The sequence below is a fragment of the Dialister sp. genome (genome assembly GCF_051885895.1).
In the GTDB taxonomy this organism is placed as follows: Bacteria; Bacillota; Negativicutes; order Veillonellales; family Dialisteraceae; genus Dialister.
The window spans coordinates 23,483-35,673 of the sequence record NZ_JBJEXP010000025.1 but is presented as its reverse complement, the minus strand read 5'-3'; the positions used below and the strand labels follow the sequence as shown (position 1 = coordinate 35,673).

At 50.1% G+C, this 12,191-nt stretch carries 13 protein-coding genes; 5 read left to right on the top strand and 8 right to left on the bottom strand.

Annotated features, from left to right (window positions below; all coding sequences use genetic code 11):
• Positions 1 to 102: 102 nt before the first annotated feature.
• The 7 genes from ACI4N7_RS01935 to ACI4N7_RS01905 all read right to left on the bottom strand — a co-directional run bounded on the left by ACI4N7_RS01935 (position 103) and on the right by ACI4N7_RS01905 (position 5,293).
• Positions 103 to 723 carry a lysophospholipid acyltransferase family protein gene (locus ACI4N7_RS01935; protein ID WP_439731683.1) on the bottom strand — a complete coding sequence of 207 codons (621 nt, stop codon included), beginning with the start codon at positions 721 to 723 and terminating at the stop codon, positions 103 to 105.
• Between the two features lie 81 nt (positions 724 to 804).
• A complete protein-coding gene (locus ACI4N7_RS01930; RefSeq protein ID WP_439731682.1) occupies positions 805 to 1,407 on the bottom strand; it encodes a lysophospholipid acyltransferase family protein in 603 nt (200 codons plus the stop codon).
• A 12-nt stretch (positions 1,408 to 1,419) separates the two neighbouring features.
• Entirely contained in the window at positions 1,420 to 2,097 is a 678-nt protein-coding gene (cmk, locus tag ACI4N7_RS01925) for a (d)CMP kinase (RefSeq protein ID WP_439731681.1), read from the bottom strand.
• Positions 2,094 to 3,347 (bottom strand): NAD(P)/FAD-dependent oxidoreductase, encoded by a 1,254-nt coding sequence (locus tag ACI4N7_RS01920; protein ID WP_439731680.1) that lies wholly within the window; start codon positions 3,345 to 3,347, stop codon positions 2,094 to 2,096. Before ACI4N7_RS01920 ends, cmk begins: the two co-directional genes overlap by 4 nt.
• Positions 3,331 to 4,053 carry a pseudouridine synthase gene (locus tag ACI4N7_RS01915; RefSeq protein WP_439731679.1) on the bottom strand — a complete coding sequence of 241 codons (723 nt, stop codon included), beginning with the start codon at positions 4,051 to 4,053 and terminating at the stop codon, positions 3,331 to 3,333. Before ACI4N7_RS01915 ends, ACI4N7_RS01920 begins: the two co-directional genes overlap by 17 nt.
• Positions 4,050 to 4,583 (bottom strand): SMC-Scp complex subunit ScpB, encoded by a 534-nt coding sequence (gene scpB, locus ACI4N7_RS01910; RefSeq protein ID WP_439731678.1) that lies wholly within the window; start codon positions 4,581 to 4,583, stop codon positions 4,050 to 4,052. The genes ACI4N7_RS01915 and scpB overlap by 4 nt, the downstream gene beginning before the upstream one ends.
• Positions 4,580 to 5,293, bottom strand: coding sequence for a segregation and condensation protein A (locus ACI4N7_RS01905; RefSeq protein WP_439731677.1), 714 nt, complete (start codon positions 5,291 to 5,293; stop codon positions 4,580 to 4,582). Before ACI4N7_RS01905 ends, scpB begins: the two co-directional genes overlap by 4 nt.
• 308 nt (positions 5,294 to 5,601) lie before the next feature.
• Here ACI4N7_RS01905 and ACI4N7_RS01900 point away from each other — a divergent pair, with 308 nt between their 5' ends.
• From ACI4N7_RS01900 to rpsD, 5 genes are all read left to right on the top strand, one after another.
• A complete protein-coding gene (locus tag ACI4N7_RS01900) occupies positions 5,602 to 7,434 on the top strand; it encodes an ornithine decarboxylase (protein ID WP_439731676.1) in 1,833 nt (610 codons plus the stop codon).
• Positions 7,435 to 7,656: 222 nt separating this feature from the next.
• Positions 7,657 to 7,827: a hypothetical protein gene (locus tag ACI4N7_RS01895; protein WP_439731675.1), complete on the top strand. Its 171-nt coding sequence runs from the start codon at positions 7,657 to 7,659 to the stop codon at positions 7,825 to 7,827.
• A 10-nt stretch (positions 7,828 to 7,837) separates the two neighbouring features.
• Positions 7,838 to 9,325: an anthranilate synthase component I family protein gene (locus ACI4N7_RS01890; protein WP_439731674.1), complete on the top strand. Its 1,488-nt coding sequence runs from the start codon at positions 7,838 to 7,840 to the stop codon at positions 9,323 to 9,325.
• A gap of 1 nt (position 9,326) precedes the next feature.
• The gene (locus ACI4N7_RS01885; protein WP_439731673.1) at positions 9,327 to 9,917 is read left to right on the top strand and encodes an anthranilate synthase component II; all 591 of its coding nucleotides are present in this window, start codon (positions 9,327 to 9,329) and stop codon (positions 9,915 to 9,917) included.
• Positions 9,918 to 10,203: 286 nt separating this feature from the next.
• Entirely contained in the window at positions 10,204 to 10,797 is a 594-nt protein-coding gene (gene rpsD / locus ACI4N7_RS01880; protein WP_439731672.1) for a 30S ribosomal protein S4, read from the top strand.
• Positions 10,798 to 11,125: 328 nt separating this feature from the next.
• Here the strand turns inward: rpsD and ACI4N7_RS01875 are convergent, their stop codons facing one another.
• Complete coding sequence (locus tag ACI4N7_RS01875; RefSeq protein ID WP_439731671.1) at positions 11,126 to 12,118, bottom strand: aldo/keto reductase; 993 nt, start codon at positions 12,116 to 12,118, stop codon at positions 11,126 to 11,128.
• Positions 12,119 to 12,191: the final 73 nt, after the last annotated feature.

Genomic DNA, 12,191 nt, shown 5'->3' with positions numbered 1-12,191 from the left:
TTCAATTCCTGTTCTTCTACTTGATATAGTCAGATAAAAGCGTGTGTAATAAAAAATATCAATAGCCAGGCAGAAGAAAATCTTTCTTTTGCCCCTCTTTTTTCAATGCCGGCGACTGTCTGTTCCTGATTTCTTTTCCCAGGAGTCAAGCATCTTCTCTATTCTCTCTTTGACCAGGTCATCCAGGGCCGCTGTATTCTTGTCGTCCGGTTTTTCCTTTTTTACGGGAATCGGTCTGCCAATCAGCACGGCCAGAGGCTCTTTTTTCCAGGGCAGGCTCCGGGAACCCGCAATAGCCACCGGAATCACCGGCGTACCGGTAAGGACAGCCAGAAAGGCCATGCCCGGATGAAAACGGCCCAGCCCTTTCTTCCTGTAAATGCCTCCCTCCGGAAATATGCAGAGAGCCTTTCCTTCCCTGATAACGTCAAGAGACCGGCGAACCGCCGACATATCTGCACTGTTCCTTTTTACAGGAAAGGCGCCGAGGTAACGAATCAATGCACCGAACAGAGGATTTCTGAACAGCTCGGACTTGGCCATAAAGCAGATCCGCCTTTTACGAAAGGCGGCGCCTGCCAGCGGCGGATCCCAGTAGCTTTTATGATTGGGAACCACAAGTACGGCTCCTTTTTCCGGTATGTTTTCTTCCCCTTCCACATGAAGTCCCAGAATATGGAAGAAAAAAAATAAAAGAAGCGCCCTGATGATTTTGTACCCCATAGAATCCAATCTCCCATTTCCTGCAGAAAGGCCGATACAATCATTATCCTGCAAACTCATGCTGTCCTATGTTTCTTCGGTTCAGGAAACCTTTTTCTGATAGTCGTCCATGAGCTGCTGAATTTCCTCTTTAACGATCCGGTTCAGCTCTTCTATCTTTTCATCATCAGGCCGCTGTTTCTTAACAGGCACCGGTTTGCCGATGAGCACAGCCAGCGGACCTTTCCGATGAGGCAGATCTCTGGATCCGATCACGGCCACCGGCAGAATGGATGTCCCGGTCATCAGCGCCAGAGAAGCCATACCTGAATGGAACCGCCCCAGTCCGTCCTTACGGATTCTTGTTCCCTCCGGAAAGATGCCCAGCGGATTGCCTGCCTTCAATTCCCTGATGGCCTGTCGGATGGCGGTGCGGTCCACAGTTCCTCTTTTCACCGGAAATGTGCCGAACTGCCGGATCAGCCAGCCGAAAGCAGGGTTTTTAAACAGTTCCTCCTTGGCCATATAATGAATGATTCTGGTATTAAAAGCTACGCCGATAAGAGGCGGATCCCAGTCGCTTTTATGATTGGGCGCTACGATGACCGCTCCTGTCTGTGGTACATTTTCTCTCCCTTCCACATGAAGCCGGAAAAGGCAGAAGAAAATAAAATTCAGAACAGCTCTTACAATTTTGTATCCCATAGAACCTCCCGGCTACGCGTCAAATCCGGGGAATTTGCTGCGGCAGATCCGAATGATGGCTTCTGCCGTCCCTTCCAATGTCAGCTCTCCGTTATCCAGAAGGACTGCATCTTCCGCCTTCTTCAGCGGTGAAATTTCGCGGTGGCTGTCCAGATAGTCCCGGCGGCTGATTTCCTTTTCCACATCTTCCATGGTCATTTCCGGATGACCTTCAGTCAGTTCTTTAAAGCGGCGTACTGCACGAATATGCACAGAAGCGGTCAGAAAAATTTTTATATCTGCCTTAGGAAGAACAGTCGTGCCGATATCCCTTCCGTCCAGCACAATTCCACCTTTTTCCGCCTGCTTCCGCTGCAGCGCCACCATGGCTTTCCGGACCCGTCCGATAGCAGAAACCTCTGACACACGGCCTGAGACTTCCGGCGTGCGGATAAAGGGAGTCACATCCCTGCCGTCAGTAATCACATGCATACCATCCTGCCCCGGCAGCACTTCCATATCCAGTGCCTCCGCCATGGCCGCAACTGCTTCCGGATCAACCAGCTTCCGTTCAATGGCTTCGTAGGTAACAGCCCGGTACATGGCTCCGGTATCCAGATAGGCATAGCCCAGGCGGGCTGCCAGAATTTTAGAGACACTGCTTTTCCCTGCGCCGGCAGGGCCGTCAATGGCGATTGATAATTTTTTCATGATAACTCCTTTATGGCAGATACAGCGGCCAGATGGCCGGTAGAAAATGCTGCCTGCAGATTATATCCGCCGGTAAAAGCATGAACGTCCAACACTTCTCCTGCCAAGTATAAATGTTTGCAGATTTTTGATTCCATGGTGGACGGATTTACTTCCTTCACCGATATGCCTCCGGCAGTGACAATGGCTTCTGCCAAGGGCCTTGTGCCTGTAATCGTAAGAGGCATGTGCTTTATGACTTCCGCCAGTTTACGCCGGTCTTTCTTTTTCAGTTCACTGACCGGCATTTCCCGGGGAACATCTGCAAGCCGAAGCACTACGTCAATCATTCTGTGAGGCATAAGATCCGCCATGGCACCGGCCATCTGTTTCTGGTGGTATTTTTCAAAATCCCGGATGAGCCTTTTATCCAGTACATCCAAAGACAGGGCCGGCTTTAAATCAATGGCTCCCCTGACCTCATGGTTCTGGGACAGCCAGAGAGATACCTTATCCGACAGAGACAGCACAATCGGCCCGGAAACGCCAAAATGGGTAAAAAGCATTTCACCAAACTCTTCCGCTTTCCGCCGCCCGCCTCCATCTACGGAGAAGGTAACATTTTTCAGAGAAATACCCTGCAGTTCCTTCGTCCAGCTTTCTGCGCAGACCAGCGGTATGAGGGCAGGGCGTATTTTGGTCACCTTGTGGCCCAGCTCTCCTGCCATGGCATACCCGTCACCGGTAGAACCGGTACGGGGATAGGAAGCGCCGCCGGTAGTCAGAATCACTGCATCCGCTTCATACCGCTTTCTGTCCGTCACCACGCCCGCGATTTTTCCATCCTTCTGCAGGATGTGGCGGACCGGCTCTTCCAGATGCAGATCCACCTTCTCCCGACGGAGAAGATGCATGAAAAGATGACGCACTTCCTGCGCATCGTCACTGGCAGGGAATACGCGTCCTCCCCTTTCCACTTTCGTTGCCAGTCCCCAGGAATGGAGGAGATCCAGCAGATCCTCATTGTTAAATTTTTCATAGGCGCTGTAAAGAAATTTTCCATTTCCCGGCGTTTTGGCAATGAAATCCATAATCGGAGCACTGTTGGTCAGGTTGCATCTTCCCTTGCCGGTAATTCCCATTTTCAGCCCCACCTTGGGCATCTTTTCAAAAAGGGAAACCTCCGCCCCCTCATGGGCAGCAGTGACTGCTGCCATAAGACCTGCCACACCGGCGCCAATAACCGCGATTTTCTTACCGGCAAAGCTCATACAGTTTTCTGACCTCCTCACTGGTAAGCCTGCGATAGCTGCCGCGGGAAAGTCCCTCAGCCGTCAGAAAGGCATATCCCGTCCTCACCAGTTCAAATACGGGATAGTGATAGGCTGCCATCATCTTGCGGATTTCCCGGTTTCTGCCTTCATGAAGCACCATTCTGACCCGGGTTTTATTTTTCTCCTTGTCATACCCCAGGACCTCGATTTCGCAGGGTGCAGTAACCCCTGTATCAATCCTCACGCCCCGGGACATTTTGTCTGCCAGCTTGAGCGAATATTTCCCGCGCACCGTTACCTCATAAGTCTTTTCTACCTCATGGCTCGGATGGGTCAGGATATAGTCAAGATCTCCATCGTTGGTCATGATCAGAAGACCTTCCGAATGATAATCCAGCCGTCCCACAGGGAAAATTCGCTCCCGTACCGTGCGGAAATAGTCCATCACCGTACGGCGCCCCTGGGGATCCGAAACGGAGGTGATAACATTATCCGGTTTATAAAAAAGAAAATACTTCTTTTTTTCCGGCTTCACCAGGGTTCCCATGGCCTCAATCCGATCCTTCACCGGATCCGCTTCACTGCCCAGTTCCTTCACCACTGTGCCGTTTACCTTCACCTGCCCGGCAAGAATCAGCTCTTCTGCTTTCCGCCGGGAACAGATGCCGGCATGGCTTAATATTTTCTGTAAACGTTCTTTCAAAATAATTCTCCTTCATCCGGTTTACCGGACCAGCGTGTTTTCAGCTCACTTACATCATTCAGGCCCGTGCACTGCAGGAACCGCCTGGTGGTTCCATAGAGGATCGGCCTGCCCGGAACGTCCAGCCTGCCTCTTTCCTCCAGAAGATCTTTTTCCATAAGAAGAGAAATCACCCGGCCTGCCGATACACCCCGTATTTTTTCAATTTCAGCCCTGGTCACCGGTTCCCTGCAGGCAACCACCGCCAGCGTTTCCAGTGCCGCCGGTGAAAGCGGAGTCTGCTTTCCCAAAAGGGAAGAAAGCCACTGGTCATATTCCTTTTTCGTGGCCAGGGAATAGCCTGCTCCCGTATGATGAAGGGTAATGCCCGACTCCTTTCCGGCATACCGGGACGCCAGATATTCCAGTCCTTTTTCCACACTGACCGTATCTTCACCCAGGGCTTTTCCCAATTCCTTTAACGAAGCGGGCGTTCCCCGTGCAAAAAGGAAGGCCTCTATCAGCGGAGCCAATGCCTCCGGACCTTTCATAAACTGCCTCCTTTAATGACAAGCCCTTCCGCCCTGTCCTCCACTTCTGCCTTTCCCAGACGTATCAGTTCCAGCAGTGCCAGAAAGGACACCGCCAGGCGGAGTCTTGTCTTCATATTCTTCAGATAATCCGTGAGACTTACGGATTCTTTATTTTTTATGGTACTGATCCAGCGGTCTATTTCCCTATCCAGGGATACCTCTTCCGAAGGAAGCCATTTTTCCTCCTCTTCCTGCATGGATTCATAAAGCGACATAAAAGCTGCCTGCAGGCGGGACAGAGAAATTTTCCCCTGAAAGGCGCTGCTTCGAAATACTTCCGGCTCCCTGCCGCGGTAAGGCCGCTCTTCTTCCATCAGCGCCTCAATGCGGGCCTTCACTTCTTTCATACGCTTGAATTCTTCCAGGGAGCGGGACAGTTCCTGCCTTGGATCTTCCGACTCGTCCGTTTCTTCCCGTCGTTTTTCAGGAAGAAGCATCCTCGATTTAATCAGAAGAAGGGTGGACGCCATGGCAAAAAAACTGCTTCCCAGATCCAGGTTGAACTGCCTGGCTGATTCCAGGTAAGAAAGGTACTGATCTGTAATTAAATGGATAGGAATATCGTGAATGTCGATTCTGTTCTTTGTTACCAGATGCAAAAGCAGATCCAGGGGTCCTTCAAAAAGAGGAATATTGACCTGATAATTTTCTTCCGCTGTCTCTGCCATACTGTATCCTTTCCCGGTAAAGGTCAGATTCCTTTACCCCGCTTTCCTGAAGGGCACACTGGCCCATCTTGCCTTATACATAGTATCACACCTGCTGATGGAATGAAACAGAAAAGAAATCCGAAAGTACAGAGCCGGCATGCCCCTGATGCTGCAGGCTGTGCAGAAATGACAGAACCTCTCTGCCCGAAGAAACAATAGATGAACCAAAGCTCCGGAAATCCGGGAAACTGCCCCTCTTTCCCATCCCCTTCATTGGCAGTTTTCCCTGTGCAGGATATAATATCCTTTAATAAGGAGACTCCAATATGAAAAAAGATAAGAATAAAAATATCACACTTCCGCCTTTTACCTCTGCTCTGCTGGGGGAAATAAAAAAAGACCGGTATGATTTTGATACGCCGGGACATCACAGCGGAAAATTCTTTGCCTTAACCGAAGAAGGACGAGTTTTTACCCGCGCTCTGGGGAAGGGCATGTTCAAAGCAGATATTTCCGATTCTTCTTCTGCCATAGGTGATCCCTCTTCCCATGAAGGTGTTTCGGGAGAAGCAGAACGGCTCGCTGCTTCGGTTTGGAACAGCGATGAATGTTTTTTCGTGCTGGGCGGCACTTCCACATCCAACCGCATCTGTACCGATGCCCTCCTTTCCCAGGGGGATCTCGTCCTTTTTGACCGGAACAATCATAAATCCACATGGCAGGGCGCTCTCCTGCAGGCCGGTGCGCTGCCGGTATATATTTCTTCCTTCAGAAACGATTCCGGCGTCATCGGCCCTCTTTCTCCCGATGATCTGGATGAAGGAGAACTGCGAAGGGCTGCCGGGAAGGTTTCTCCCGGTTCGGAAAGAAAGGAACGTCCCTTCCGGCTGGCCTGCCTGCAGATATGCACGTACGATGGAATTTTTTCCAATGTACGGCTGATCCTGCAAAAAATAGGCCGTCTCTGTGACTATATTCTTTTTGATGATGCCTGGGGCGGGTATGAAAACTTTATTCCTCTCCTGAAGGATGCTGCAGTGCTCAATTTCTCCCTGGACGAGAAAGCGCCGGGCATCCTGGTCACCCAGTCTGTCCATAAGCAGCTGGCAGGATTTTCCATGACCTCCCAGATTCATAAAAAAGACAGCCATATCAGAAATAAGCCGCAGTACATGCCCCCTGACGTACTGAACGATGCATACCTCATGCACATATCTACCTCGCCCTTCTATCCCCTTCTGGCAGGACTGGAAATGAACAGTTTCATCCATAGAAAGAAAGGACCGGTGCTCTGGGAGAAAGCGTTTCGTTCTGCTGTCCGGTTCAAGAAAATGCTCCTTAATAGAACCACCCTTTTTCACCCCTTTCTTCCTCCCGTGGTTCATGGGAAAAAATGGCAGGACTGGGATACAGAGGCAATCATGAAGGATCCGGCCTTCTTTACCCTGGCAGAGGATGCTCCCTGGCATGGATTTGGCAGCATTGATGAAAGAAGCTGTCTCTTAGACCCCTGCAAAACCCTGCTCATTACAGGCACCTTTTCAGAAAAGCAGGAACATTCCATTCCGGCTCCTCTTCTTTCCGCTTTTCTGGAAACGAAAGGCATTACCCCTGAAAAATCAGATTTCTATACCCTCCTTTTCCTGGCAGAACCGGGGGATCGGATGAAAAAGTATAAATATCTCCTTTCTGCCCTGCAGGAATTCGAGGAAGCCTATTTCCAAAATCTGCCCCTGCAACAGTTCATGCCCGGAATCCACAGCCGCCAGGGAGAAGGACTGCAGGATTTCTGCCGGCGTTTTCATGAATTTTTACTGCTTCATCAGACCGGGCAGCTCCAGCAGTGCCTGTTTGCAAAGGAAGATTTTCCACCGGCCCCGCTTTCCGGCTGGGAAGCCCACCGCCGATTTGTCAAAGGCCTGCGCCGGGCAGTGCCGCTGGCGGAGGCAGAAGGAAAAATCTCTCTTGAAAATGTTCTTCCCTATCCGCCGGGAATCTGTGCCCTGGCCGCCGGAGAACAGTGGACAGAAAAGGTTTTATCCTACTTCCGTTTTCTTGAAGAATACGGAAATGCCTTCCCTGATTTCAAGCCGGAAATTCTCGGCGTCCATCATGATGAAAAGGGCTGCCCCTACGTATGGATTTCCTCTGATGACTGAAATTTGATTGATTTTAAAAGAAACTTATTGGCCCCACAGAATTAAATCCCCTTTTCATAAGGCGGACTTTCCCCTTGACAAATGGGCCGGGAAGAGATAATCTTCTAATCAAGAAACCGTTGAAGCGGAGATCAAAGCAAAAGATGCGCGCAAAGAGAGTCCTGGCCGGTGAGAATGGATCGAGATGCAGTTTGCCAAATGGACCGCTGAGGGTGCGGCGAAATGGTCAGCAGAGTATACCGCAACGTAAGGCACACGTTAGCTGCCGGAGATATGCTGGTATCTCACAAAGAGCACGATATCGTGAAACAAGGTGGCACCGCGGAATTCAATCCGTCCTTGGCAGGTTATATTTCTGCCATGGACGGATTTTTTGATGTCCTGGCAGCATGAGGAGGTCATTATGTATCCATCGTTAGAGGAAGTCAAAAAAATCAGCGAATCCGGTGATTACAAAAGGATTCCCGTCTGCCGTGAAATCATGGGAGACCGTTTCACCACCATAGAAGTCATGCGGACACTCCGTGCCGCCAGCCATCACTGCTTTATTCTGGAAAGTGCGGAAAATAACCAGCCCTGGAGCCGGTATTCTTTCCTGGGCTATGATCCTACCCTGGAGCTGACCTGTCTGAACGGACATCTCACCATTACAAAAGGCAGCGAAGGAGAACATCCGGAAGTCATAAAAAAGGAAGTCAAACATCCGGGTGATGAAATCCGTAAAATCCTTGCCGCCTATAAAAGTCCGAAGCTGGAGAACCTTCCTCCCTTTACCGGAGGACTGGTAGGATATTTTTCCTATGATTACATCAAATATGCAGAGCCCACGTTAAAGCTCCGCCACGAAGACAACGCCGATTTCAACGATGTGGATCTCATGCTTTTTGACAAACTCATCGTCTTTGATGCCTATAAGCAGAAAATCATCCTGATTTCCGGCGTTTCCACCGAGGATATTGAAGCTTCCTACCGGAAGGCGCAGGAAGATCTCCTGCAGATGGAAGCCCTTCTGAAAAGCGGTGCCAAGGCTGTATTCAAGCCTCTGAAGCTGGAAGAAGAACTGAAGCCCGCCCACACGATGGAAGAATACAGCCGTATGGTAGAAAATGCGCGCCATCATATTTATGAAGGAGATATCTTCCAGGTAGTTCTTTCCAATCCGCTCACCGCCAGGGCCAGCGGCTCCATGTTTGACGTCTACCGGGTCCTGCGCATGGAAAATCCGTCTCCCTATATGTTCTATTTCACCAGCGACCACATTGAAATTGCCGGCGCTTCTCCGGAAACTCTGGGAAAGCTGGAAAACGGGATTCTTCACACCTATCCGCTGGCCGGCACCCGGCCTCGGGGACGAACGGAAGAAGAAGACAAAGCCCTGGAAAAAGAACTTCTTTCCAATGAAAAAGAACTGGCGGAACACAATATGCTGGTGGACCTGGGCCGCAATGATTTGGGAAAAATCAGCCGCATCGGTTCCGTCAAAGTAGAAAAATATCTCAATATTCTCCGATTCTCCCATGTCATGCACATCGGTTCCACTGTAGAAGGAATCATCGCTCCGGATAAGGATGCCGTTGATGTAATTGATGCCGTGCTGCCCGCCGGCACCCTGTCCGGTGCTCCCAAGCTCAGGGCCTGCGAAATCATCGAGGAAGAGGAATCGAGAAAGCGCGGTATTTACGGCGGAGCCATAGGATACCTGGACTTTTCCGGAAATATGGATACCTGCATCGGCATCCGTCTGGCCTATAAGAAAAACGGAGTCCTCTGCGTCCAGTCCGGTGCCGGAATCGTAGCCGACAGCGTACCGGAAAACGAATACCATGAATGCATCAATAAAGCCAAAGCGGTAGTCAACGCCATTCATCTGGCAGAAGGAGGACTGGACTGAAATGATTATTCTTATCGATAACTACGACAGCTTTTCTTATAACCTGTACCAGCTGGCAGGAAGCCTCTACAGTGATATCAAAGTCATCCGCAACGATGCCTGCACCATAGAGGAACTGGAAAAGATGCATCCTGCAGCCCTTCTCATTTCCCCGGGTCCGGGACGGCCGGAAGATGCAGGCATCTGCATTGACGCCATCCGTCATTTCGGTCCCTCCATTCCTATTCTGGGCGTATGCCTGGGACATCAGGCCATCTGCAAATGCTACGGCGCCACTGTTTCCTACGCCAAAGAGCTGGTGCACGGGAAAGCCTTCGATGTGGATCTCGATACGAACAGCCCGCTCTTCAAAGGCATGGATAAAACCATTAAGGCTGCCCGCTACCATTCTCTGGCTGCCGTAGAATCCACCATGCCTGACTGCCTTGCCATTACCGCCCGCACGAAAGACGGGGAAATTATGGCTGTGGAACACAAGCAGTATCCTACCTTCGGCCTGCAGTTCCATCCTGAATCCATCATGACTCCCCAGGGAAGAAAAATCATGGAAAACTTCTTCGCCATTGCGGAAAAGAGCCGGAGCAGGAAATAAAAAAGTCCTGCATGCCGCAGTGCCAGTTTTCCCAGAAAAGAAGGAAAAAAAATACAGGAACCACCCTTGACACAGGCTGTAAAGGAAACGATAATATGCTTCTTTTCCCGGCCATTTCAAGGAAGCAAAGTCGGGAAACTGCTTCCTGAACCGTTTCCTGCCGCCATGAATCACAGAAGTATGATTTCAAATGCAAAACCCATATTGACAGGGTTCCATGAATCTTTTATAATATAAAAGCTGTTCATATTCGACCAGCATAATTTTTAGAGAGGTGATTTACACAATGGCAACAAACAGAAATCTCCGTTTTAAGACAAGCAGACGTTTCGGCGTAAACATTTACGGCCATCCGAAAGCGTTAAAACGGCAGGTCGCTGACGCTCGTCAGAAGAAACAGTCTGAATACGGCGTACAGCTGTCCGAAAAACAGAAGGTTAAAGCGATGTACAATCTGCTGGAAAAGCAGTTCTACCGCTATTATGATAAAGCAAGGAGAATGTCCGGCGTCGTAGGCGAAAACCTGCTGTTCCTGCTGGAAACCAGACTGGACAACCTTGTATACCGTGCAGGCTTTGCACGTTCCATCCGTCAGGCTCGTCAGATGGTTACCCACGGCCTCATTACCGTTAACGGCAAGAGAGTGGATATTCCTTCTTATCCCGTTCGTCCCGGACAGGTAATTTCCCTGAAGGAATCCTACAGAACCAATGAAATGTTCAAACAGTCCTTCCAGGAACTGAAGACTTTCGATCTTCCTTACATCGAAAAGTCCTTCGATAACTGGACCGCAACCCTGACCCGTTTCCCACAGAGAGATGAACTCCCCTACAAGGACGAAGTCAACGAAACGAACATCGTCGAACTGTACTCCAAATAATCTCTTCAGATACAAGGAAACAGAAGATATCAAAAACCGGAGCCCCTGCATACAGGGTGTTCCGGTTTTTTTGTGCAGAAATCCCGGCGATTGGATATCTTATTCCTTCCAGATGCAAAGACCCGTTCCGGCCCAAGTGCAGATTCCCGCAGGAAACCGGTACCTCATCAGCAATCACTTATATACTGCAGCAGTGCAGAGAGCGCAGCACTTTCCCAACACGACAAAACAGGCAGAAAGACCGTCAGATAGTCTTTCTGCCTGTTTTCGTACTGCTGGCGTCATAATCTAAAAAGGAAAATCGAGCGTTTCCTTTCTCCTGCCTGAATCAGTACAGGCCGGTTTTGATATGCGGACGATAGGGCGCTTCCAGTTCACGGATTTCCTCTTCATCCAGCCGGATATCCACAGCTGCTGCCGCTTCTTCCACGTGCTTTACGCTGGTGGTTCCTACAATGGGAGCAGTGATATAAGGTTTGGACAGCATCCATGCCAGAGATTCCTGGGCCATGGTGCGGCCATGTTCCCTGGCCACTTTTTCCAGATTATCAACTACCACCTTATCCTGGGCATCGGTCGCACCCCATACCATGGGCGACACTTCATCCATACGGTTCCGCGCCGTTACTGTTCCCCAGGGATGGGCACACCGTCCGCCGGCCAGCGGGCTCCAGGGAACTACCGCCATCTTCCGATCCTGGCAGAGAGGCAGAATTTCCCGTTCTTCTTCCCGGTAAATCAGGTTGTACTGCGGCTGCAGGGAAACAAATTTTGTCCAGCCATGGCGTTCAGCAATCTGCTGCATCCGTTCCAGCTGCCAGGCAAAAATAGTGGAAGCCCCTATATAACGCGCTTTCCCGCTTTTTACTACGTCATGGAGTGCTTCCATGATTTCTTCCATGGGAGTATTGGGATCCAGGCGGTGAATCTGGTACACATCCACATAGTCAAGGCCCAGGCGTTCCAGGCTGTGGTCGATTTCCGTCATAATATTTTTGCGGGAAAGTCCGCCGCCGTTAGGACGGCCGGGACGCATCTCAAAGTTAACTTTTGTAGCCACTACGATTTCATCACGATTCAGACCGAAATCCCTGATATACCGTCCGGTGATTTCCTCACTGGTTCCCATCTGATATACATTGGCTGTATCAAAGTAATTGATTCCCAGATCGATGGCTTTCTTGAAAATTTCTTTGCCTTCCTCATAATCTTTGGCCCAGGGGAAAACACCATTTTCTTTTCCCGGCTTTCCGAAGCTCATCATCCCCAGGCATATACGGGAAACATCCATACCGGTGGAACCAAATTTTACATACTGCATTTCATTTCTCCTTTACATTTGACGGAAGGAAAGGCTGAAGAACCTGCCTCATCAAACTTCACCCTGTTTCCTG